The sequence below is a fragment of the Pseudomonas sp. FW305-96 genome (genome assembly GCF_058783825.1).
In genome coordinates, this window is sequence record NZ_JBYSYW010000049.1 from 1 (window position 1) to 22452 (window position 22452).

At 63.8% G+C, this 22452-nt stretch carries 17 protein-coding genes and 1 pseudogene; 5 read left to right on the forward strand and 13 right to left on the reverse strand.

Annotated elements, in window-relative coordinates:
* From AC3WL2_RS24635 to AC3WL2_RS24660, 6 genes and pseudogenes are all read right to left on the reverse strand, one after another.
* Positions 1-182: pseudogene (locus tag AC3WL2_RS24635) on the reverse strand (putrescine ABC transporter permease PotH); the annotation flags it as partial.
* The gene (potA, locus tag AC3WL2_RS24640; RefSeq protein WP_102685082.1) at positions 179-1321 is read right to left on the reverse strand and encodes a polyamine ABC transporter ATP-binding protein; all 1143 of its coding nucleotides are present in this window, start codon (positions 1319-1321) and stop codon (positions 179-181) included. The gene potA and the pseudogene AC3WL2_RS24635, both read right to left, overlap by 4 nt.
* A 57-nt stretch (positions 1322-1378) precedes the next feature.
* Entirely contained in the window at positions 1379-2473 is a 1095-nt protein-coding gene (locus AC3WL2_RS24645; protein WP_102685081.1) for a polyamine ABC transporter substrate-binding protein, read from the reverse strand.
* Positions 2474-2634: 161 nt separating this feature from the next.
* Positions 2635-3732, reverse strand: coding sequence for a polyamine ABC transporter substrate-binding protein (locus AC3WL2_RS24650; protein ID WP_102685080.1), 1098 nt, complete (start codon positions 3730-3732; stop codon positions 2635-2637).
* 169 nt (positions 3733-3901) lie between these two features.
* Positions 3902-5263, reverse strand: coding sequence for an aspartate aminotransferase family protein (locus AC3WL2_RS24655; protein ID WP_102685079.1), 1362 nt, complete (start codon positions 5261-5263; stop codon positions 3902-3904).
* A gap of 48 nt (positions 5264-5311) precedes the next feature.
* A complete protein-coding gene (locus AC3WL2_RS24660) occupies positions 5312-6670 on the reverse strand; it encodes a glutamine synthetase family protein (protein WP_038707014.1) in 1359 nt (452 codons plus the stop codon).
* 667 nt (positions 6671-7337) lie between these two features.
* On the opposite strand from AC3WL2_RS24660, the gene AC3WL2_RS24665 reads away from it, so the two are divergent.
* Complete coding sequence (locus AC3WL2_RS24665; protein WP_038707015.1) at positions 7338-8714, forward strand: glutamine synthetase family protein; 1377 nt, start codon at positions 7338-7340, stop codon at positions 8712-8714.
* Between the two features lie 117 nt (positions 8715-8831).
* Here AC3WL2_RS24665 and argA read toward each other — a convergent pair whose 3' ends face one another.
* Both argA and argE read right to left on the reverse strand, forming a co-directional pair.
* Positions 8832-10130, reverse strand: a complete 1299-nt coding sequence (gene argA / locus AC3WL2_RS24670; protein WP_102685077.1) for an amino-acid N-acetyltransferase — start codon at positions 10128-10130, stop codon at positions 8832-8834.
* A gap of 108 nt (positions 10131-10238) precedes the next feature.
* Entirely contained in the window at positions 10239-11384 is a 1146-nt protein-coding gene (gene argE / locus AC3WL2_RS24675) for an acetylornithine deacetylase (protein WP_102685076.1), read from the reverse strand.
* A 143-nt stretch (positions 11385-11527) separates the two neighbouring features.
* On the opposite strand from argE, the gene AC3WL2_RS24680 reads away from it, so the two are divergent.
* Positions 11528-12907, forward strand: a complete 1380-nt coding sequence (locus AC3WL2_RS24680) for a CYTH domain-containing protein (RefSeq protein ID WP_102685075.1) — start codon at positions 11528-11530, stop codon at positions 12905-12907.
* Between the two features lie 56 nt (positions 12908-12963).
* On the opposite strand, the gene AC3WL2_RS24685 is transcribed toward AC3WL2_RS24680, so the two are convergent.
* Positions 12964-13434, reverse strand: coding sequence for an Lrp/AsnC family transcriptional regulator (locus AC3WL2_RS24685; RefSeq protein ID WP_023631494.1), 471 nt, complete (start codon positions 13432-13434; stop codon positions 12964-12966).
* A 125-nt stretch (positions 13435-13559) separates the two neighbouring features.
* Here AC3WL2_RS24685 and AC3WL2_RS24690 point away from each other — a divergent pair, with 125 nt between their 5' ends.
* The 3 genes from AC3WL2_RS24690 (at position 13560) to AC3WL2_RS24700 (ending at position 16049) form a co-directional block, all read left to right on the forward strand.
* Positions 13560-13886 (forward strand): ACT-like domain-containing protein, encoded by a 327-nt coding sequence (locus AC3WL2_RS24690; protein ID WP_094010951.1) that lies wholly within the window; start codon positions 13560-13562, stop codon positions 13884-13886.
* Between the two features lie 97 nt (positions 13887-13983).
* Positions 13984-15642, forward strand: coding sequence for a GspE/PulE family protein (locus tag AC3WL2_RS24695; protein WP_102685074.1), 1659 nt, complete (start codon positions 13984-13986; stop codon positions 15640-15642).
* 92 nt (positions 15643-15734) lie between these two features.
* Positions 15735-16049 carry a DUF2388 domain-containing protein gene (locus AC3WL2_RS24700; protein WP_102685073.1) on the forward strand — a complete coding sequence of 105 codons (315 nt, stop codon included), beginning with the start codon at positions 15735-15737 and terminating at the stop codon, positions 16047-16049.
* A 32-nt stretch (positions 16050-16081) separates the two neighbouring features.
* Here the strand turns inward: AC3WL2_RS24700 and gcvP are convergent, their stop codons facing one another.
* The 4 genes from gcvP to AC3WL2_RS24720 all read right to left on the reverse strand — a co-directional run bounded on the left by gcvP (position 16082) and on the right by AC3WL2_RS24720 (position 22394).
* On the reverse strand, positions 16082-18955 hold the full coding sequence (gcvP, locus tag AC3WL2_RS24705) for an aminomethyl-transferring glycine dehydrogenase (protein ID WP_102685072.1): 2874 nt from the start codon (positions 18953-18955) through the stop codon (positions 16082-16084).
* A gap of 177 nt (positions 18956-19132) precedes the next feature.
* Positions 19133-19516 carry a glycine cleavage system protein GcvH gene (gcvH, locus tag AC3WL2_RS24710; RefSeq protein ID WP_102685071.1) on the reverse strand — a complete coding sequence of 128 codons (384 nt, stop codon included), beginning with the start codon at positions 19514-19516 and terminating at the stop codon, positions 19133-19135.
* A gap of 48 nt (positions 19517-19564) precedes the next feature.
* Positions 19565-20647 (reverse strand): glycine cleavage system aminomethyltransferase GcvT, encoded by a 1083-nt coding sequence (gcvT, locus tag AC3WL2_RS24715; protein WP_102685070.1) that lies wholly within the window; start codon positions 20645-20647, stop codon positions 19565-19567.
* 124 nt (positions 20648-20771) lie between these two features.
* Positions 20772-22394 (reverse strand): ABC transporter permease, encoded by a 1623-nt coding sequence (locus AC3WL2_RS24720; protein ID WP_102685069.1) that lies wholly within the window; start codon positions 22392-22394, stop codon positions 20772-20774.
* Positions 22395-22452: the final 58 nt, after the last annotated feature.

Here is a 22452-nt window from a genome sequence, read left to right on the forward strand (position 1 = left end):
TAGGTGTAGATCTCGGTGTACGGCGGGATGGCCACATCGGCTTCGGCAAAGCTGATCTTCAGGACGATGAAGAACGGCAGCATGAAGAACAGGAACAGCCAGATGAACGGCACGCCGATCACCAGGTGCCGCCCCTCCGGGACAAGGCGCTGGAATGCTCGCTTGAGCTTGCGGATTTTCATGACCGCAGTACCACGCCGCTGTCGTCTTCCCACCACACGTAGACTTCGTCGTCCCAGGTCGGGCGGGTGCCCTGGCGCTCGGCGTTGGCGACGAACGACTGGACGATCTTGCCGCTGGGCAGCTCGACGTAGAACACCGAGTGGCCGCCGAGGTAGGCGATGTCGTGGACCTTGCCGCGCGACCAGTTGTGCTCGCAGGCAGGCTGCTCGGTGGTGACCAGCAGCTTTTCCGGCCGCAGGGCGTAGGTGATGTGCTTGTCCTCGACCGAAGTGGTGACACCGTGGCCGACGTAGATCTTGCGCTCCAGCTCCGGGCTGGCGATGACCGCATGGCCTTCGGCATCGTCGACCACTTCGCCTTCAAACAGGTTGACGTTGCCGATGAACTCGCAAACCAGGCGGCTGGTCGGGGTTTCATAGATATCGATCGGGCTGCCGATCTGGGCGATCCAGCCCAGGTGCATGATGGCGATGCGCTGGGCCATGGTCATGGCCTCTTCCTGGTCGTGGGTCACCATCACGCAGGTCACGCCCACGCGCTCGATGATCTCCACCAGTTCCAGTTGCATCTGCGAGCGCAGTTTCTTGTCCAGCGCGCCCATCGGCTCATCGAGCAGCAGCAACTTGGGGCGCTTGGCCAGCGAGCGTGCCAAAGCGACGCGCTGGCGCTGGCCACCGGAGAGCTGGTGCGGCTTGCGCTTGGCGTACTGGGTCATGTGCACCAGCTTGAGCATCTCGGCCACGCGGGCGTCGATCTCGGCCTTGGGCATCTTGTCCTGCTGCAGGCCGAAGGCGATGTTCTGCGCCACGGTCATGTGCGGGAACAGCGCGTAGGACTGGAACATCATGTTGATCGGCCGCTCGTAGGGCGGCATGTCGGTGATGTCGACGCCATCGAGGAAGATCCGCCCTTCGGTCGGACGCTCGAAGCCAGCCAGCATGCGCAGCAAGGTGGACTTGCCGGAACCGGAGCCGCCCAGCAGGGCGAAGATCTCGCCCTTGCGGATTTCCAGGGACACATCGTCCACGGCTACCGTTTCGTCGAACTTTTTCGTGACCCGGTCGATCTTGACCAGCACCTGCTTGGGTTGCTGGCCACCCTCGAGGGCTTTCTTATAGGCACCGGAGGCAACTGCCATGAGTGAAACTCCCAACAAGATTTGTGTGCCCGCCGCTGCGCTGGCGGGCCTGGATTGTTACTTGCCCGACTTGACCTTGGTCCAGCTGCGGGTCATCAAACGTTGCACCTTGGGTGGCAACTCGGCGTTGACGAACATCTTGTCCAGCACTTCCTGCGGTGGGTAAACCGCGGCGTCAGTCCTCACGGCCTGGTCCATCAGGTCGCCAGCCTTGGGGTTCGGGTTGGCGTAACCGACGTAATCACTGACCTGGGCGATAACCTCAGGTTTCAGCAAATAGTTGATGAAGGCATGGGCCTCCTTGACGTTGCTGGCGTCCTTGGGAATCGCCAGCACATCGAACCAGAGGTTGCCGCCTTCCTTGGGGATGGCGTAGGCCAGCTTCACGCCCTTCTTCGCCTCTTCAGCGCGGGCCTTGGCCTGGAACACGTCGCCGGAGAAACCGGCGGCCACGCAGATATCGCCGTTGGCGAGATCGGTGATGTATTTCGAAGAATGGAAGTAAGTCACGTAGGGACGCACGGCCAGCAGTTTCTTCTCTGCATCGGCGTAGTCCTTGGGGTTGCTGCTGTTGGGGTCGCGGCCCATGTAGTTGAGCACCGCCGGCAGCATCTCGTCGGCGGAGTCGAGGAAGGCCACGCCGCACTTGCTGAGTTTCTTCATGTTCTCAGGCTCGAACAGCACCGCCCAGGAATCGATCTTGTCGGTGCCCAGCGCCGCCTTGACCTTCTCGACGTTGTAGCCGATGCCATTGGTGCCCCACAGGTAGGGGACGGCGTACTGGTTGCCCGGGTCGTTCTTCTCCAGGCGCTTCATCAGCACCGGGTCGAGGTTCGCATAGTTGGGCAGCAGGTCGCGGTCGAGTTTCTGGAACGCGCCCGCCTTGATCTGCTTGCCGAGGAAATGGTTTGACGGCACGACCACGTCATAGCCGGTGCGACCGGCCAGCAGCTTGCCTTCCAGCGTCTCGTTACTGTCGAAGACGTCGTATTTGGGCTCGATCCCGGTTTCCTTCTGGAAATCGGCGAGCGTGGTGGGGCCGACATAGTCGGACCAGTTGTAGATGTGCACCGTGGGCGCCGCTTGGACGCTGCAAGCCAGCGTCAGGCCCGCTCCGGCCATCAAGGCCTGGCGAAAAACAGAAATAGACAAGTGGGTGGTCCTCACAATCAGTGCCTTTGCGGGCAGTAAACCTCGGCCGCACACGCAAAACCGGCGCGCAACTTACCTTCACGGCGTGGATGCCGCAAACTTATTTGCCTTTAGCTGCCTCCAGGCCGGGAAACCCCGGCCCAGAGGGCCTTGCATCGGGCTTACTTGCCCGACTTGATCTTGGTCCAGCTGCGGGTGATCAGGCGCAGGGTGCCTGCATCCTGGTCAGAGATCGCATACAGCTGCTTCTTCACTTCAGCCGACGGATAAATGGCCGGGTCGCTGGTGATGTCCTTGTCCACCAGTGGAGTGGCCGCCTTGTTGCCGTTGGGGAAGCGCACGGCGTTAGTAATCTCAGCCATAACTTCCGGCTGCAGCAGGAAGTTCATCCACTTGTAGGCGGCGTCAACGTTCTCGGCATCTTTCGGAATCGCAACCATGTCATAGAAGGTACCGGCACCTTCCTTCGGAATGGTGTAGGCCAGCTTGACCTTGTCGCCGGCCTCATGAGCACGGGCCTTGGATTGTTCCAGATCGCCCGAATAGCCGACGGCTACGCAGATGTTGCCGTTGGCCAGGTCGGAAATGTACTTGGACGAGTGGAAGTAGGTAATCGAAGGACGGATCTTCAGGAACAGATCTTCAGCAGCTTTCAGATCAGCCTTGTCTTTGCTGGCGGTCGGTTTGCCCAGATAGTGCAGGGCGGCCGGGATCATTTCGGTCGGTGCATCCAGGAAGCTCACACCGCAGCTTTTGAGCTTGGCGATGTTCTCTGGCTTGAACACGACGTCCCAGGAGTCGATCTTGTCCACACCCAACGCAGCCTTGACCTTCTCCGGGTTGTAGCCAATACCGATGGAGCCCCACATGTACGGGAAGGCGTGCTTGTTGCCTGGGTCGCTAGCGTCGCCGACGGCCTTGAGCAAGTCTTCGTCAAGGTTCTTCCAGTTCGGCAGTTTGCTCTTGTCCAGTTCCTGATAAACACCGGCTTTGATCTGCTTGGCCAGGAAGTTGTTGGACGGCACGACGATGTCATAACCCGACTTGCCCGCCAGCAGCTTGGCTTCGAGGGTCTCGTTGCTGTCAAAGACGTCGTAGACCACCTTGATGCCGGTCTGCTTCTCGAACTTGGCCACGGTTTCTGGTGCGATATAGTCCGACCAGTTGTAGACGTGCAGCACCTTGTCGTCAGCCTGAACAGCGGTGGCCATGGCACCCATAAGGGCGGCGGCCAGCAGCGTCTTGCCCAATTTCTTCATGCGTAATGCTCCAGAATTTATTATCAAGCCATCTGTTCAGCAGCCAGGTCCCACGGGTCACGCGCTGGGCGACTGAAACAGCCGTTAGTCTGGCAAGTTACAAGGCGCTGTTTCAACAAAAGCAGCGCCTGTAACGGACTTAATGTCACCTCGCCAGCCTAGCAGACCGTCATTTAATCGCTTCGTACGTCAAATCCAGGCACTTGCGCGCCTTTTCCACCAGCTCGTCCACCTCTGCGTGGCTGATCACCAGCGGCGGCGCGATGATCATGGTGTCGCCGACGGCACGCATGATCAGGCCGTTGTCGAAGCAGAAGTTGCGGCAGACCATGCCCACGCCCTTGCCCTCGTAACGGCTGCGGGTGGCCTTGTCCTTGACCAGCTCGATCGCGCCGAGCAGGCCCAGGCCGCGCACCTCGCCCACCAGTGGGTGGTCCTGCAGCTCACGCAGTCGTTTTTGCAAGTAGGGTGCCACTTCATCGCGGGCCTTCGCGACAATCTCCTCGTCACGCAGGATGCGCAGGTTTTCCAGGCCCACCGCTGCCGCCACAGGGTGGCCGGAGTAGGTGAAGCCGTGGTTGAAGTCACCACCTTCGCTGATCACCTTGGCCACTTTGTCACGCACGATCACACCGCCCATGGGGATGTAACCGGAGGTCAGGCCCTTGGCGATGGTCATCAGGTCGGGTTCGAGGCCATAGTAGTCGGAGCCGAACCACTCGCCGGTGCGGCCGAAACCGCAGATCACTTCGTCGGCGACAAAGAGGATGTCGTACTTGGCGAGGATTTCCTTGATCTTCGGCCAGTAGGTGTCTGGCGGGATGATCACCCCGCCGGCGCCCTGGATCGGCTCGGCGATGAAGGCGGCAACATTGTCCTCGCCGACTTCGAGAATCTTCTTCTCCAACTGCTCGGCGGCCCATACCCCGAACTCATCCGGGGTCATGTCGCCCCCCTCACCGAACCAGTACGGCTGCGGGATATGCACGATGCCCGGGATCGGCAGACCGCCCTGCTCGTGCATGCCGCTCATGCCGCCCAGGCAGGCACCCGCAAAGGTGGAGCCGTGGTAGCCGTTGATGCGGCCGATGATGGTCTGCTTGTGCGGCTTGCCCTTCAGCGCCCAGTAGTGGCGAACCATGCGCAGCACGGTGTCGTTGCCCTCGGAACCGGAGCCGGTGAAGAACACATGGGTCATGCCGGCGGGCGCCACGTCGGTGATCGCCTTGGCCAGCTCCAGCGCCGGCGGATGGGCAGTCTGGAAGAACAGGTTGTAGTACGGCAGCTCGCGCATCTGCTGCTCTGCCGCCCGCACCAGCTCTTCACGGCCATAGCCGACCGCCACGCACCACAGGCCGGCCATGCCGTCGAGGATCTTGTGCCCCTCGCTGTCCCACAAATGCACGCCCTGCGCCTTGGTGATGATGCGCGGCCCCTTTTCCTTCAGCTGTTTGTAGTCGCTGAAAGGTGCAAGGTGGTGCTCGCCGCTCAGGGTTTGCCATTCACGGGTTTGCGGGTTGTTGACGCTCATGTGCTTCTCCATGGTCCGGTGGCCGCGCCCTGGCGGCCTCAGGGTTGATCACACGGCAAACAGCAGGAACTCTCGCTCCCAGGAGCTGATGACGCGCTTGAAGTTCTCGTGCTCGGCGCGCTTGGTGGCGACGTAGCCGGTGATGAATTTCTTGCCCAGGTACTGCTCCAGCGCGCGGCTGATTTCCATGCGCTCGAGGGCGTCCTCGATGGTCAGCGGCAGGCGCAGGTTTCGGCGCTCGTAGCCACGCCCCTGGACTGGCGCGCTGGCCTCGATGCCTTCGACCATGCCGATATAGCCACACAGCAGGCTGGCGGCAATGGCCAGGTACGGGTTGGCGTCGGCGCCCGGCAGGCGGTTCTCGACCCGGCGGTTCTGCGGCCCGGCATCTGGTACGCGCAAGCCGACGGTGCGGTTCTCCTCGCCCCACTCGACGTTCACCGGCGCCGAAGTGTCGGGCAGGAAGCGGCGGAACGAGTTGACGTTGGGGGCGAACAGCGGCAGGGCCTCGGGGATGAACTTCTGCAGGCCGCCGATATGGTTGAGGAACAACTCGCTCATGCTGCCGTCGGCATTGGAGAAGATGTTCTTGCCGGTGACGGCATCGACCACGCTCTGGTGCAGGTGCATGGCACTGCCCGGCTCGCCGGTCATCGGCTTGGCCATGAAGGTGGCGGCCACGTTGTGCTTGAGCGCCGCCTCGCGCATGGTGCGCTTGAACACCAGGATCTGGTCGGCCAGGTGCAGCGCGTCGCCGTGACGGAAGTTGATTTCCATCTGCGCCGTGCCGTCCTCATGGATCAGCGTGTCGAGGTCCAGCTGCTGCAGCTCACACCAGTCGTAGACGTCCTCGAACAGCGGGTCGAACTCGTTGGCCGCCTCGATGGAGAACGACTGCCGCCCCGTTTCCGGGCGACCGGAGCGACCCACTGGCGGCTGCAGCGGAAAGTCGGGATCTTCGCTACGCTTGGTCAGGTAGAACTCCATCTCGGGCGCGACGATCGGCTGCCAGCCCTTGTCGGCGTAGAGTTTCAGGACCTTCTTCAGCACATTGCGCGGCGACAGTTCGACCGGGTTGCCCTTCTTGTCGTAGGTGTCGTGGATCACCTGGGCGGTCGGCTCGATGGCCCATGGCACGAGAAACACCGCGTTCTCGTCGGGGCGGCAGATCATGTCGATGTCGGCCGGGTCGAGCAGTTCGTAATAGATGTCATCGTCGACGTAATCGCCGGTCACGGTCTGCAGCAGCACGCTCTCGGGCAGGCGCATGCCCTTTTCGGCGATGAATTTGTTGGTCGGCGAGATCTTGCCGCGGGTGATGCCGGTCAGGTCACTGATCAGGCACTCCACTTCGGTGATCTTGTGCTCTTTCAACCAATCGGTGAGCTGGTCGAGGTTGTTACTCATAAATACCTCAGGAGGTAATGTGGCGCGGTTGGCGGCAACCGGCGGCCACTGACGCCAGGCGTCGGACAAAGTCGGCGCGCAGCGCGCCGAGGGGCCTGGACAGGCCCGCGCCTTGATTCTGGATGCTGTGCATGGCTAAAGCAAAAACCCTCGCGCAGGACGACAATGGATACACGCCATGGGCGCGCGTCCGGACAGAAAGCGAAGGGCAGAAGGAAAGGAGGTGTTGCGCTAAAGCGTGACGAGGCATGGCTTTTTCAAGCGAACCGTCAATTATTGCGGCCAGCGCGGCGCCCCTTCGAAGCAGGCGTGCAATGACCGGACGGCAACCGGGAGATGTACCTGAACGCACCGTGCATGCGGCGCTGACAGGTCTCGACAGGCGGACCATGTGACCCTCGTATTATTGTGTTCTGGGTTGATGCCGAGCTTAGCCTCGTTCATTTTTTTACACAACTCCCCCGTAAAAAATAAAACACGCCCCGCTCGGGATAACCCTTCAAGACGAAAATAGCGGATAATGGCACGCCCCGAGATGCAGCAAATCTGCCGTAGATGTGCCATTTAAGGGCATCAGGGTGCTGGCTTGACTTAACCTGGTCTTTCCGATTGACTGGGGTTGCAAGCCCCCCTTGATTGATATTTTTAACAACAAAGGTGTTGCATCATGTCGGTACCCCCGCGTGCCGTTCAGCTTAACGAAGCGAACGCGTTCCTTAAGGAACATCCTGAGGTTCTCTACGTTGACCTTCTGATTGCAGATATGAATGGTGTGGTGCGCGGCAAGCGCATAGAGCGCACCAGCCTCCACAAGGTTTACGAGAAAGGCATCAACCTGCCGGCCTCCCTCTTCGCCCTGGATATCAACGGGTCGACCGTCGAAAGCACAGGCCTGGGCCTGGACATCGGCGATGCCGACCGGATCTGCTACCCAATCCCCGACACTCTCTGCAACGAGCCTTGGCAGAAGCGCCCGACCGCGCAGCTGCTGATGACCATGCACGAGATCGAAGGCGAGCCGTTCTTTGCCGACCCGCGTGAAGTGCTGCGCCAGGTGGTGAGCAAGTTCACCGACCTGGGCCTGACCATCTGCGCCGCGTTCGAGCTGGAGTTCTACCTGATCGACCAGGAGAACGTGAACGGCCGCCCGCAGCCGCCACGCTCGCCGATTTCGGGCAAGCGCCCGCAGTCGACCCAGGTGTACCTGATCGACGACCTCGACGAATACGCCGACTGCCTGCAGGACATCCTCGAAGGCGCGAAGGAGCAAGGCATTCCTGCCGACGCCATCGTCAAGGAAAGCGCCCCGGCGCAGTTCGAAGTCAACCTGCACCACGTCGCCGACCCGCTCAAGGCCTGTGACTATGCGGTGCTGCTCAAGCGCCTGATCAAGAACATCGCCTACGACCATGAAATGGACACCACCTTCATGGCCAAGCCCTACCCGGGCCAGGCAGGCAACGGCCTGCATGTACACATCTCCGTGCTGGACAAAGATGGCAACAACATCTTCACCAGCGAGGATCCCGAGCAGAACGCCGCGCTACGTCACGCTGTCGGCGGTGTGCTCGAGACCCTGCCCGCCTCGATGGCGTTCCTCTGCCCGAACGTCAACTCGTACCGCCGTTTCGGCGCGCAGTTCTACGTGCCGAACGCACCGAGCTGGGGCCTGGACAACCGTACCGTGGCGCTGCGCGTGCCGACCGGCTCGCCGGATGCCGTGCGCATCGAACATCGCGTGGCCGGCGCCGACGCCAACCCGTACCTGATGATGGCTGCGGTACTGGCCGGCGTGCACCACGGCCTGACCAACAAGGTCGAACCGGGCGAGCCGATCGAAGGCAACTCGTACGAGCAGCTGGAACAGAGCCTGCCGAACAACCTGCGCGATGCCCTGCGCGAGCTGGACGACAGCGAGATCCTCAACAAGTACATCGATCCGAAGTACATCGACATCTTCGTCGCGTGCAAGGAAAGCGAGTTGGAGGAGTTCGAGCACTCGATCTCCGACCTCGAGTACAACTGGTACCTGCACACCGTGTAAACGAAAACGCCGCCCTCAGGGGCGGCGTTTTTCTTTGCCATCGCATCGCGGGTCAAGCCCGCTCCCACGTGTGCCAGCCCGGGTACACCGTGGGAGCGGGCTTGACCCGCGATGGCATCAGAGCGGTTTCTCGAAGATCTTCGAATTACGCTGGTAGTTGTACAGCGATGCCCGCGCCGCCGGCAGCCGTTCCACGCCACTGGGCGAGAAGCCGCGCTCACGGAACCAGTGTGCGGTCCGGGTCGTCAGCACGAACAAGGTGTTGAGCCCCAGCGTGCGCGCCCGCTCCTCGATACGCTCGAGCAGCTCATCGCCACGCCCGCCATGCCGGTACTCCGGGTTCACCGCCAGGCACGCCAGCTCCCCCGCCTCGGAATCGGCGATCGGATAGAGCGCCGCGCAGGCGATGATCATGCCCTCGCGCTCGACCACGCTGAACTGCTCGATCTCCCGCTCCAGCACCTCCCGCGAACGGCGCACCAGGATGCCCTGTTCTTCCAACGGGCTGATCAGTTCCAGCAGGCCGCCGACATCCTCGATGGTCGCCTCGCGTACCACCTCGAACTGCTCCTGGGAAACCAGCGTGCCACCGCCCCCGCGGGTGAACAGCTCGGTCAGCAGCGCACCGTCCTCGGCGTAACTGACGATGTGACTGCGCGCCACACCGCCCTTGCAGGCTTCGGCAGCGGCATCCAGCAGCTCGGCCTGGTAGTCGCTGCCCAGTCGCTGCAGGTGCGGCGCGATCTGTTGCGGGCGCAGCTCGCGCACCAATTGCCCACGCTCATCCAGCAGGCCCGGCTCGGCCCCGAACAGCAGCAGCTTGTCGGCCCCCAGCTCGATGGCGGCGCGGGTGGCCACATCTTCGCAGGCCAGGTTGAAGATCTCGCCGGTCGGCGAGTAGCCCAGCGGCGACAGCAACACGATGGAACGCTCATCGAGCAGGCGATTGATGCCCTTGCGATCGACCCGGCGCACTTCACCGGTATGGTGATAGTCGACCCCTTCAAGCACCCCGATCGGCCGTGCGGTGACCAGGTTGCCGGAGGCCACGCGCAGGCGCGAGCCCTGCATCGGCGAGGCCGCCATGTCCATCGACAGGCGTGCTTCGATGGCCAGGCGCAGGGCACCGACGGCGTCGATCACGCAGTCCAGTGTCGCCGCGTCGGTGATGCGCATGCCATGGTGGTAGTGCGGGGTCAGGCCACGGCTGGCCAGGCGGCTTTCGATCTGCGGACGTGAACCGTGTACCAGCACCAGGCGCACGCCCAGGCTATGCAGCAGCACAAGGTCGTGGACAATGTTGCCGAAGTTCGGGTGCTCGACGCCATCACCGGGGAGCATGACCACGAAGGTGCAGTCGCGGTGGGCGTTGATGTAGGGGGAAGCATGGCGCAACCAGTTGACGTAATCGGGCATGACAAGGCCTGTGGATAAGTGAACGGAGAACGAAAAGGCGCACAACGTTCGAAAGTCATCGTCGGAACAGGCTTGCGGTCACGCGCGGTCTCCTCTGCTCAGAAAGGATCAATGGTTCAGGCAATAGTGCCGGATCAGATCACGCAATAGACGCACGGTAGGCTCGATGCGTGACATTTCAAGGTATTCCCCTGGCTGGTGGGCACAAGCGATGTCACCGGGGCCCAGCACGATGGTCTGGCAACCGAGCTGCTGAAGATAAGGCGCTTCGGTGCCAAAGGCCACCGCTTCGGCGCGATGGCCGGTCAGACGCTCGGCCAGGCGCACCAGCTCGCTGTCGGCGGCCTGTTCAAAAGGTGGCACCTCGGGGAACAGTGGCGCGTAATCGATGCGCACTTCATGGCGTTCGGCCAACGGTGCCAGCTTGCCGCGGATCGCTGCGCGCAGCTGCTCAACATCCATGCCCGGCAATGGCCGCAGGTCGAACTCCAGGGCGCACTGGCCACAGATGCGGTTGGGATTGTCGCCGCCATGGATACAGCCAAAGTTCAGGGTCGGCGCAGGCACCGTGAACTGTGGGTTGCGGTACTGCTCCTGCCAGCTGCGGCGCAGCGTCATCAGCTCGCCCATCACCGCATGCATGGCTTCCAGGGCGCTGCGACCCAGGGTCGGATCCGACGAATGGCCACTGCGCCCGAGAATGTCGATGCGGTCCATGAGGATGCCCTTGTGCATGCGGATCGGCTTGAGCCCGGTGGGCTCGCCGATCACCGCCGCCCGCCCGAGGGGCTGGCCGGCCTCGGCCAAGGCCCGGGCGCCGGACATGGAGCTTTCTTCGTCGCAGGTGGCGAGGATCAGCAGCGGCTGTTTGAAATCGTGCTCGAGCAGCGGAATCACCGCCTCGATGACCAGGGCGAAGAAGCCCTTCATGTCGCAGCTGCCCAGGCCTACCCAGCGGCCTTCGACCTCGGTGAGCTTGAGCGGGTCGCTGCTCCACAGTTGCGGGTCGAAGGGCACCGTGTCGCTGTGCCCGGCCAGCACCAGGCCGCGCGGGCCGGTGCCGCGGCTGGCCAGCAGGTTGAACTTGCCAGGGCTGACCTGCTGAATCTCACAAATGAAACCCAGGTCACCCAACCAGCCGGCCAGCAGGTCGATGACGGCTCGGTTGGACTGGTCCAGCGCAGCCTGGGTGCAACTGACCGAAGGTGCGGCGATCAGGGCGGCAAACTGGTCTTTCAGCGATGGCAACGGCATGCGCGGACTCCTCGGAAGCGTGAGAGGCATCATAACAACGCGGTAGCCTGGCAGGACAACCCCATACGCCCCTTCGCGGACCGGCAGGCACCACCCGACTCCTGTAGACTGCACACCACGATGCCCCTCCTTCCGAGCCCGCGATGCACAAAGAAACCGAACTCAAACTCCGCGCCAGTCGCGAGACCCTTGCCGCCCTGCGCGAGCACCCGCTGCTGAAAAAGCGCAACAAGTCCGGCTGGCAGACCCGCGAACTGCTCAACCAGTACTTCGACACCCCGGAGCGCGACCTGTCCGCCGCCCGTGTCGCCCTGCGCCTGCGCCGCGATGGCGAGGTCATCATCCAGACCCTCAAGTGCCGCGGCCAGAGCGTGGCCGGCCTGTCCGAGCGCAACGAGTTCGAGTGGCACCTGGACAAGGTCAAGCTCGATCTGAAGAAGCTCGATGGCACCTGCTGGCCCGAGCAACTGGCAGGGCTGGACAAGAAGACCATCAAGCCGCTGTTCACCACCGATTTCACCCGCGAGTACGCTGAAATCGCCTGGGGCCGCGGCAAGGCCAAGGTGGTGATCGAAGCGGCCATCGACCAGGGCTTCGTGATCGCCGGCAAGCGCAAGGAAGAGATCTGCGAGCTGGAACTGGAGCTGCGTGAAGGTGCCCCGGAGGCGCTGTTGGAACTGGCCGCCGAGCTGTCCGCCAGCCTCGCCCTGATGCCATGCGACATCAGCAAGGCCGAGCGCGGCTACCGCCTGCTCGATCCGGACAGCTACGAGCTGGGCCTGCCCGCGACCGAGCTGCACGCCGAGATGCCGCTGGACGACGCCTACGCCGCCCTGGCCTGGCAACTGCTGGGCAGCAGCCAGCGCCTGGCCGAGCAGTATCGCCACAATGGCCACTGGCGCCTGCTGCAGGACTGGGTCCGCTGCCTGGCCGAACTGCGCGCCATCACCGCCAGCCTCGGCCAGGCGGCACCGCGCCCGACCACCCGAGCCTTGCGCGCCAGCCTCGATGCGCTGCTGGAAGACTGGCGCCCGCTGGTACTGGCCGGCAACGATGACGAAGACATCCGCCGCGCCGCGCCCGAGCAGTTCGCTGAAGAGCTGGAAGACCCGCGCTGGGGCCAGTTCTCCCTGGAGACCGCACGCTGGCTGACCGCCCGCACCTGGACCGTCGAGCGCAAGGGCCGTGGCGAGCGCCAGGGCAAGGCGCAGCTGGCCAGCTGGCTGCAGCACTTGCTGGGCGAAGAAGCCCGCGCCCTGAAGCTGCCGCTGTATGTACAGCGTCCGGAGGACCTGGCCGAGCAGCTGCCGCGCATCGAGACCGTGCAAACTTGGCTGCACCACGCCCGCCAGGTACTCGACCTGCCACAGCTGGACCGTCTGTACGGCGAGCTGAACAAGCTTCACGAGCTGGCCGAACTGCCGCTGCTGGAGGAAGACAAGGGCGAACTGCTGGAGGCCCGCATCGAACAGGCTCGCGCCATCGAGCAGAACCGCGCCTGGAAGCACCTGCTCAAGGCCTGAGTCCGCACCGCCCGCTCCTGCACTCGTGGGAGCGGGCTTGCCCCGCGATTGGCGCTTCAGGGCCTCAGCGGCAGGCTCGTGGTCGACTTGATCTCCGACAACGCCACGATCGAGTTAACTTCCTGAATACCCGGCACGTTCGACAGTTTTTCGAAGAAGAACCGCTCGTAAGCCTCGATGTCCGAGGTGACGATACGCAGCAGGAAGTCCACCGCCCCCATCAGCACATAACATTCCAGCACTTCGGGAAAACCGCGGATCGCCTCGGTGAACTCGGCGAAGTTCGAACGGCCATGGGCGTTGAGCTTCACTTCGGCGAAGATCTGCGTGTTCAGCCCTACCTTCTTGCGGTCCAGCAGCGTCACCTGGCCGCGAATCACGCCCTCCTCTCTCAAGCGTTGAATGCGCCGCCAGCAAGGTGACTGCGACAGGCCCACACGCTCGGCGATCTGCGCGCTGGACAGCGAGGCGTCGTCTTGCAGCAGTTCAAGGATGCGCCGGTCATAAGCGTCCAATTCGCCAAGCATTATTAATTCTCCAATTTGCATTTTTGCGAATTAAAAAATTCGCGTTAGCGCGATATTGGCGAATCATAGCGAAAAAATGCCCCGTGTGACGTGCAAGAATTTCTCCACTTTCGCGGAGACCCAGCATGAACGCACTCGAACGGCCCCTCAACTTGCCCCGCCTCGACGCCTGGGCCGCCAACACTGTCCACTGCACGGTGCACTACCGCCTGCAGGCAGACGCCGAACCGGACAGCCTGTGCCGCGTGCTCAACCTGTTCGCCTTGCAATTCCTCACCCCGCACAGCGTCAACGTGAGCCAGTGCGACGATCTGCTGGACGTGGCGATCGGCGTCGGCGGCCTGAGCTGGCACCGGGCCGAAGTGATCGCGCAGAAACTGCGCAACCTGGTCTGCGTCAGCGAAGTGTGCCTGGCGAACCTGCCACAGCTTGCGGAGGTAGCCCGCCGTTGAAACCGGCAGGCAATGTCCGGAAACCCTTTGCACCGACGCCTTGCGTCCCGCACGGCTAGCCTTGCCCAGGCCTCTGAAGCTCGGCAAGGACGCTTCCATGCTCGCCAACGACCACCATGATCTTGACCTCAATCGCCTGCTGGATGCCTTGCTGGCTGAGCAGCGGATCGCCCCCGAAGCCGCTCTCGCGGCACTCGAGCGCGGCAAGACCCACCCTGCTGAACATCCCTTGGAACTGATCGCCGCCATCGGCCACCCGCTGGGGCTGGACGCCCTGTGCCGCTGGCTGGCAGACCGGGTAGGCCAGCCTTTCCTGATAATCGACCCCTTGCAGGTCGACCTGGTGCACGTGGCCGGGCTGATGTCCGCCGCCTTCGCCCAACGCCATGGCATCCTCGCCGTGGCCGTGGATGAACACAGTGTCACGGTGGCCAGCGCCCAGCCTTATCAACACGAATGGGAGGCAGACCTGAGCCGCAGCCTGGGCAAGACAGTGCGCCGGGTGCTGGCCAGTCCGCGACAGCTCCGCCAGCTGCGCCCGACCTTCCTGGGCCTGGCCCACTCCGTGCGCGGCGCGGGCCTTGGCCAGTTGCCCCGTCTCGGCGAGCTGGAGCAACTGCTCGAACTGGGTGCCAGGCAAGCCCAGGCCAGCGCGGACGATGCCCATATCGTGCACATCGTCGACTGGATGCTGCAGTACGCCATCGAGCAGCGCGCCAGCGATATCCACCTGGAGCCTCGCCGTGAACAAGGCCATCTGCGCCTGCGCATCGATGGCCTGCTGCACGCGGTGTATGCCTTCCCGGCCAGCGTCACACTGGCCATGGTCAGCCGGCTGAAGCACCTGGGCCGCATGAACGTCGCCGAAAAACGCCGGCCACAGGACGGCCGCCTGAAAACCCGCCTGCCCAACGGCGCCGAGGTGGAACTGCGCCTGTCCACCCTGCCCACCCCGTTCGGCGAGAAGCTGGTGCTGCGCCTGTCCGACCCTCAGCAACTGCACGACAGCCTAGAAACCCTGGGCCTGGAGGGCGCGTTGCTGGAGCAGTGGCTGGCCCTGCTGCAACAGCGCCAGGGCATCCTGCTGGTGACGGGGCCGACCGGCTCGGGCAAGACCAGCACCCTCTATGCCAGCCTCCGGCACCTGGCCACCCCCCAGGTCAACCTGTGCAGCATCGAAGACCCGATCGAGCGTCTTGAACCGATGATCAACCAGTTGCAGGTCCAGCCCAGCCTGGAGCTGGACTTCGCCAGCGGTGTCCGCGCCCTGCTGCGCCAGGACCCGGACATCATCATGATCGGCGAAATCCGCGACCGGGAAACCGCCCAGGTGGCCGTGCAGGCAGCCCTCACCGGGCATCTGGTGTTGTCGACCCTGCATACCCAGGACGCCTGCGGCGCGATCACCCGCTTGTTGGAGCTTGGCGTCGCCGACTACCTGATCCGGGCGACTCTGATCGGGGTCATGGCCCAGCGCCTGGTGCGCACGCTATGTCGCGCTTGTCTGGACCTGCCCCCGCAGGATCGCCAGGCCTGCCCGCAATGCAGGGGTACGGGTTTCCATGGGCGTACCGGGCTGTTCGAACTGCTCCAGGTCAGCACCGCTTTGCGCGAACGGATCACCCCCGCCAGCGATCTCGCCGACTTGCGGCAACAGGCCGAGGTAGACGGGTTGCGTGACCTTCGACGGCACGGTGGTGACCGGGTCGTCCAGGGCAGGACCTGTACCGAAGAGGTCCTGCGGGTCTGTGGATAACCAAGAAATCCCCTTTGTGGCCGGGAACTTGGGGCAGTGAGAAACGCTCAAATCGGCATCTCAACCGCCCTCATACACCGAGGTGATTCATCATGCGTTTCAAAACAGCCATCGCAGCCACCGTCCTGTTCTCGCTGCCCCTTGGCTCCGCCATGGCCGACACGTTCTGGCGCAATATCATCTCCTCCGGCGCGACGACCGCCTCGACCTACCTGACGTTCAAGGACCACAAGCTGATCGTCGCCGCCCAGGACGACGCCGGCAGCTTCGTTGCCAGTGATGGCGCCATTCGCGGGCCGTTCCTGGAAGCCGCAATCCGCCAGGTGCGCGCGGACAACCCGGGCGTGCAGGCCAGTGACATGGAACTGGCCAACGCGATCCTGGCCAAGAACGCTGTGGCCGAGTAAGCCCATTCCTGCTGTGGCGGTGGATCGCTAGCTCAGCGATAAGCCTCCACCGGCACGCACGCGCAGAACAGATTCCTGTCTCCATACACGTTGTCGACCCGGTTCACCGCCGGCCAGTACTTGTGCTGGCGGGCGTGAGCGCTGGGGGCGATGCCCTGCTCGATGCTGTAGGGCCGGTTCCACGGCGCCAGCACATCGGCCAGGGTGTGCGGTGCATGCTTGAGCGGGTTGTCCTCCGCAGGCCAGTTGCCGTCCTGCACCTGCGCGATCTCGGCGCGGATCGCCAGCATCGCTTCGACGAAACGATCCAGCTCGGCCTTCGACTCGCTTTCGGTGGGCTCGACCATCAACGTGCCCGGTACCGGGAACGACATGGTCGGGGCATGGAAGCCATAGTCCATCAGGCGCTTGGCCACGTCCTCCTCGGTAATGCCGGTCAGCGCCTTGAGCGGGCGCAGGTCGAAGATGCACTCATGGGCCACCCGCTGGTTGCGCCCACGGTAGAGCACCGGGAAGGCATCGCGCAGCTGGCTGGCCAGGTAATTGGCGGACAGGATCGCCACCTCGCTGGCATCGGCCAGCTGCGGACCCATCATGGCGATGCACATCCAGCTGATCGGCAGGATGCTGGCGCTGCCCCAAGGCGCCGCGCTCACCGCGCTGTTGTTCGGGTCCAGCCCCGGCACCGGCACCACCGGGTGGCTGGCCACGAACGGCTTGAGATGTGCACGGATACCGATGGGCCCCATGCCCGGGCCACCGCCGCCATGGGGGATGCAGAAGGTCTTGTGCAGGTTCATGTGCGAGACATCGGCACCGATGTCCGCCGGCCGCGTCAGCCCTACCTGGGCATTGAGATTGGCGCCGTCCATGTAAACCTGCCCGCCAAGCTGGTGCACCACCTCGCAGATCTCGCGGATGCCCTCTTCGTACACCCCATGGGTGGACGGGTAGGTCACCATCAGGCACGACAGCCGCTCGCCGGCCTGGCGCGCCTTGGCCTTGAGGTCGTCGAGGTCGACGTTGCCATCCCCGTCGCACTCGACGATCACCACCTCCATGCCGGCCATCTGCGCCGACGCCGGGTTGGTGCCATGGGCCGAGGACGGGATCAGGCAGATCGTGCGCCCGGCTTGGTGGCGGCTGCGGTGGTAACGAGTGATCGCCATCAGCCCGGCGTACTCGCCCTGGGCGCCCGAGTTGGGCTGCATGCAGATGGCATCGAAGCCGGTGATGGCGCACAGCCAGGCTTCGAGCTCGTCGATCATCGCCTTGTAGCCTTGCACCTGCGCTGCCGGGGCGAACGGATGCGGTTGGGCGAACTCAGGCCAGGTGATGGGGATCATCTCGCTGGTGGCGTTGAGCTTCATGGTGCACGAGCCCAGCGGGATCATCGACTGGTTGAGTGCCAGGTCCTTGTTCTCCAGCTGCTTGAGGTAGCGCAGCATCTCGGTCTCGCTGTGGTGCAGGTTGAACACCGGGTGCTGCAGGATCGGCGTGCGCCTCACCAGCGCGCCAGGGATACCTTCGGGCAGGGCCTGCTGGTCGAGGGCGGCAATGTCCAGGCCGTGGTCGACGCCGAGGAAAATGTCGAACAGCTTGAGCACCGTGGCCTCGTCGCAGGTTTCGTCCAGGCTCACCCCCAGATGGCCACGGCCAAGGATGCGCAGGTTGATGCGGGCGTCCTCGGCGCTTTCGATAATCGCCGCCTGGGTGCCGCCGACGTCCAGCGTCAGGGTGTCGAAGAAATGCTGGTTGAGGCGCTTGATGCCCTTGGCCTCGAGCCCGGCGGCCAGGACGAAAGTCAGCCGGTGCACGCGCTGGGCGATGCGCTGCAAGCCCTCAGGCCCGTGATAGACAGCATAGAAGCCGGCGATGTTGGCCAGTAGCACCTGGGCCGTGCAGATGTTGGAGTTGGCTTTCTCGCGACGTATATGTTGCTCGCGTGTCTGCAGGGCCATGCGCAGCGCAGTGTTGCCACGGGCATCACGTGATACGCCGATGATGCGCCCGGGCATCGCCCGCTTGTAGTCGTCGCGGCAGGCGAAATAGGCCGCGTGCGGCCCGCCATAACCCATGGGCACGCCAAAGCGTTGGGTCGAGCCGAGCACCACGTCGGCCCCCAGTTCGCCGGGCGGTGTCAGCACCACCAGGCTGAGGATGTCGGCGGCGACGCAGGCCAGGGCCTGCTGACCGTGCAACTGGTCGATCAGCGGGCGCAGGTCGCGGACCTCGCCGTGGGTGTCCGGATACTGCAGCAACGCCCCGAACACCTTGTGCTTGCCCAGGTTGTCCACGGTGTCGACGATCAACTCGAAGCCAAAGCCTTCGGCACGGGTCTTGAGCACCGACAGGGTCTGCGGGTGGCAGTGTTCGTCGGCGAAGAAGGCGTTGCTCTTGCTGCGCGCCACGCGCTTGGCCAGGGCCATGGCTTCGGCGGCGGCGGTGGCCTCGTCAAGCAGCGAGGCATTGGCCAGGGGCAGGCCGGCAAGGTCGATGACCATTTGCTGGAAATTCAGCAGCGCCTCCAGCCGGCCTTGGGCGATCTCTGGTTGGTAGGGTGTGTAGGCGGTGTACCAGCCAGGGTTCTCCAGCACGTTGCGCAGGATGACGGTGGGCGTGATGGTGGCGTGGTAGCCCATGCCAATCAGGCTGGTCCATAGCTGGTTCTGCGCAGCGTAGCCTGCGAGTTTGGCCAGTGCGGCCTGCTCATCGAGGGCCGGCGGCAGGTCGAGTGGGCGATTGAAGCGGATGCCCGGCGGCACCGTCTGCTCGATCAGTTCACTGCGGCTGGCGACGCCGAGGGCGTCGAGCATGGCCTGCTGCTCCTGGGCATCGGGCCCCAGGTGGCGACGCAGGAAAGGGTTTGGCTCTTGCAGTTGGCTCAGCGATGGTGACTGGGACATGGCGACGATCTCTTCCTGGACCAGCTCTCATGGAGACTTACAAGTCTAGGAAGGATTGCCGAATATGCGGGGATTATTGCGTTTGCCGTGCAACCCTCATCGGGGGCAAGCCCGCTCCCACGCCTGGAACACATCGCCATGGCGCACGTCGTGGGAGCGGGCTTGCCCCGCGATCATTTACTCGCCGATGGCAGCCTTGTAACCAGCAGCATCCAGCAGCTTGTCCAATTCAGCCGGGTTGCTCGGCTTCAGCTTGAAGATCCACGACTCGTAAGGTTCTTCGTTGAGCAGCTCCGGGCTGTCGGCCAGCTCTTCGTTGACCGCGATGACTTCACCACCCACCGGCGCATAGATATCCGAGGCGGCCTTGACCGACTCAACCACTCCAGCGGCGTCGCCTGCGGCGAATACCTTGCCGACTTCGGCCAGTTCGACGAACACCACGTCACCCAGTGCTTGCTGGGCATGGTCACTGATACCCACGGTCACCGTGCCATCGGCTTCCAGGCGAGCCCACTCGTGGCTTTCGGCAAAACGCAGGTCGGCGGGGATTTGGCTCATTGTCTTGTATTCCTCGTAATGGGTCAGCGGACGGCCCGCCGTTAATGTTCAGATCAGGATCTTGCCATGGCGCACGAAGGTCGGCTTGACCACTCGCACCGGGTACCACTTGCCGCGGATTTCCACCTCGGCCCGGTCACCGGTGGCCATGGGCACGCGGGCCAGGGCAATGGATTTGCTCAGCGTAGGCGAGAAACTACCACTGGTGATCTCCCCTTCGCCAATCCCGGACACACGGACCACCTGATGCGCGCGCAATACGCCACGCTCCTCGAGCACCAGGCCGACCAGTTTCTCCTTCACGCCCTGTTCGATTTCCGCGAGCAGGCCGCTGCGGCCGATAAATTCGCGCCCGGCCGGCTCCCAGGCGACACTCCAGCCCAGGTTGGAGGTCAGCGGAGTATGGGCCTCGTCGATGTCCTGGCCATACAGGTTCATGCCGGCTTCCAGGCGCAGCGTATCGCGTGCGCCCAGGCCACTCGGGGCGATACCGGCGCCGACCAGGTCGTTGTAGAACGCCGGGGCCTGTTCGCCCGGAAGAATGATTTCCAGCCCATCTTCCCCGGTATAGCCGGTGCGGGCGATGAACCAGTCTCCGTCGGCGAGGCCTTCGAACGGGCGCAGCTCGCGGATCAGCGCGGCCCGCGAGGCGCTGAGCAGGGCAGCGACCTTTTCTCGGGCGTGAGGCCCCTGGATGGCGAGAATGGCCAGTTCAGGCCGCGCCTTGAAATTCACCTTGAAGCCTTCGCTGCGGGTCTGCAGCCAGGCCAGCACCTTGTCGCGGGTGGCGGCATTGGCCACCAGGCGATAACCGTCTTCGGTGCGGTAGGCGATGAGATCGTCAATGACCCCGCCCTCGGCATTGAGCAGCGGGCTGTAGAGGGCCTTGCCGGGGCTTTCCAGGCGCGTCACGTCGTTGGCCAGCAGGTGCTGCAGCCAGGGCGTGGCGGCGCAGCCATCGATATCGATGACCGTCATGTGGGAAACATCGAACACCCCGCAGTCACTGCGCACCTGGTGGTGCTCCTCGACTTGCGAGCCGTAGTGCAGGGGCATGTCCCATCCGCCGAAATCGACCGTCTTGGCGCCGAGCGCCAGGTGCAGGTCATACAGAGGCGTACGCTGTCCCATGGGTTTCTCCTTCCGGGCGTGGCGAGGCGGCGGCGGTCGGCGATGTTCAAGCATCACCTGTTCTTGTAGGACCCGTCGCTGCGAATGCCGCGCATTGTAGCCGCAAGGGAGCTGCGTGACACCCTCAGCGCGGATGCCCCGGACGATGGGCCGAGCGGCGGATCAGGCCGATCACCGGCAGCAGGCCGACCAGTACCAGGGTCAACGCTGGCAGCGAAGCACGCGCCCATTCGCCCTCGCTGGTCATCTCGAACACGCGCACGGCCAGGGTGTCCCAGCCGAACGGGCGCATCAACAAAGTCGCCGGCATCTCCTTGAGTACATCGACGAACACCAGCAGGGCGGCACTGAGGGCGCCGGGCACCAGCAACGGCAGATACACCTTGAAAAACAATCCTGGGCCACCGACCCCGAGGCTGCGCGACGCTTCCGGAAGCGATGGGCGGATCCGCTCCAGGCTGCTCTCCAGCGGACCATAGGCCACAGCGATGAACCGCACCAGATAAGCCAGCAACAATGCCGACAAGCTTCCCAGCAACATCGGCTTGCCAGCCCCACCCAACCACTGGGACAGCGGCACTACCAGCTGGTTGTCCAGGTAGCTGAACGCCAACATGATCGACACGGCCAGCACCGAGCCGGGCAAGGCGTACCCCAGGTTGGCCAAGCCGACCCCGGCGCGGATACCAGCGGTCGGGGCCTGCCGCCTGGCGAACGCCAGAAGCATGGCCACGCTGACCGTGATCAGCGCCGCCATGGCCCCCAGGTACAGGGTGTGCATGACCAGTCCGAGATAACGCTCGTCGAGGTCGTGCCGACCCCGCTGCCAGAGCCACGCCAGCAACTGCAGCATCGGGATGACGAAGGCACAGGCGAACACCAGCAGGCACCAGACACTGGCAGCCAACGCCTTGATACCCCGCAAGTGATAAAGCGCCTGTGCCCTCGGGCGTTCGTTGCCACTGCGGCTGGCCCCTCGGGCCCTGCGCTCGCCATACAGCACCAGCATCACGGCCAGCAGCAGCAGGCTGGCCAGTTGCGCCGCACTGGAGAGGCTGAAGAAGCCGTACCAGGTCTTGTAGATGGCTGTGGTAAAGGTGTCGAAATTGAATACTGCCACCGCGCCGAAATCGGCCAGGGTCTCCATCAATGCCAGGGCGATGCCGGCGCCGATGGCCGGCCGCGCCATGGGCAAGGCCACCCGCCAGAACGCCTGCAGCGGTGACAGCCCCAACACCCGCGCCGCCTCCATCAAGCCCTTGCCCTGGGCCAGGAACGCTGTGCGCGCCAGCAGGTAGACGTAGGGGTAGAACACCAGCACCAATACCGTGATCACGCCACCGGTGGAGCGCACCCTGGGCAGGCGCATGGGCCCGAACACCTCGCGCAGCGCCGTCTGCACGGGGCCTGCAAAATCGAGCAGGCCGACGAAGACGAACGCCAGCACATAGGCCGGGATGGCGAACGGCAGCATCAGCGCCCAATCCAGCCAACGCCGGCCGGGGAATTCGCAGAGGCTGGTGAGCCACGCCAGGCTCACCCCCAGTACGGTCACGCCGATACCCACGCCCAGCACCAGGGTCAGGGTATTGCCCAGCAGGCGGCTCATCTGGGTGTCGAGCAGGTGTGACCAGATCTGGGTGTCGACCGACTGCCATGACAACAGCAAGACGCTGAGCGGCAGCAAGACCAGGGCGGCAACCAGGAAGACCGGCAGGTACCAGCGGCGTTGGGGGGTGTGAGGCAAATCGAAGGTCTCGATGGCTGAGCGATAGCATCGCGGGGCAAGCCCGCTCCCACGTCCG

Bases quoted from the DNA above. Each gene is read 5' to 3' on its own strand.
- potA (WP_102685082.1), bottom strand. From the start codon at position 1,321: ATGGCAGTTGCCTCCGGTGCCTATAAGAAAGCCCTCGAGGGTGGCCAG.
- AC3WL2_RS24650 (WP_102685080.1), bottom strand. From the start codon at position 3,732: ATGAAGAAATTGGGCAAGACGCTGCTGGCCGCCGCCCTTATGGGTGCC.
- AC3WL2_RS24655 (WP_102685079.1), bottom strand. From the start codon at position 5,263: ATGAGCGTCAACAACCCGCAAACCCGTGAATGGCAAACCCTGAGCGGC.
- AC3WL2_RS24660 (WP_038707014.1), bottom strand. From the start codon at position 6,670: ATGAGTAACAACCTCGACCAGCTCACCGATTGGTTGAAAGAGCACAAG.
- AC3WL2_RS24665 (WP_038707015.1), top strand. From the start codon at position 7,338: ATGTCGGTACCCCCGCGTGCCGTTCAGCTTAACGAAGCGAACGCGTTC.
- argA (WP_102685077.1), bottom strand. From the start codon at position 10,130: ATGCCCGATTACGTCAACTGGTTGCGCCATGCTTCCCCCTACATCAAC.
- argE (WP_102685076.1), bottom strand. From the start codon at position 11,384: ATGCCGTTGCCATCGCTGAAAGACCAGTTTGCCGCCCTGATCGCCGCA.
- AC3WL2_RS24680 (WP_102685075.1), top strand. From the start codon at position 11,528: ATGCACAAAGAAACCGAACTCAAACTCCGCGCCAGTCGCGAGACCCTT.
- AC3WL2_RS24685 (WP_023631494.1), bottom strand. From the start codon at position 13,434: ATGCTTGGCGAATTGGACGCTTATGACCGGCGCATCCTTGAACTGCTG.
- AC3WL2_RS24690 (WP_094010951.1), top strand. From the start codon at position 13,560: ATGAACGCACTCGAACGGCCCCTCAACTTGCCCCGCCTCGACGCCTGG.
- AC3WL2_RS24695 (WP_102685074.1), top strand. From the start codon at position 13,984: ATGCTCGCCAACGACCACCATGATCTTGACCTCAATCGCCTGCTGGAT.
- AC3WL2_RS24700 (WP_102685073.1), top strand. From the start codon at position 15,735: ATGCGTTTCAAAACAGCCATCGCAGCCACCGTCCTGTTCTCGCTGCCC.
- gcvP (WP_102685072.1), bottom strand. From the start codon at position 18,955: ATGTCCCAGTCACCATCGCTGAGCCAACTGCAAGAGCCAAACCCTTTC.
- gcvH (WP_102685071.1), bottom strand. From the start codon at position 19,516: ATGAGCCAAATCCCCGCCGACCTGCGTTTTGCCGAAAGCCACGAGTGG.
- gcvT (WP_102685070.1), bottom strand. From the start codon at position 20,647: ATGGGACAGCGTACGCCTCTGTATGACCTGCACCTGGCGCTCGGCGCC.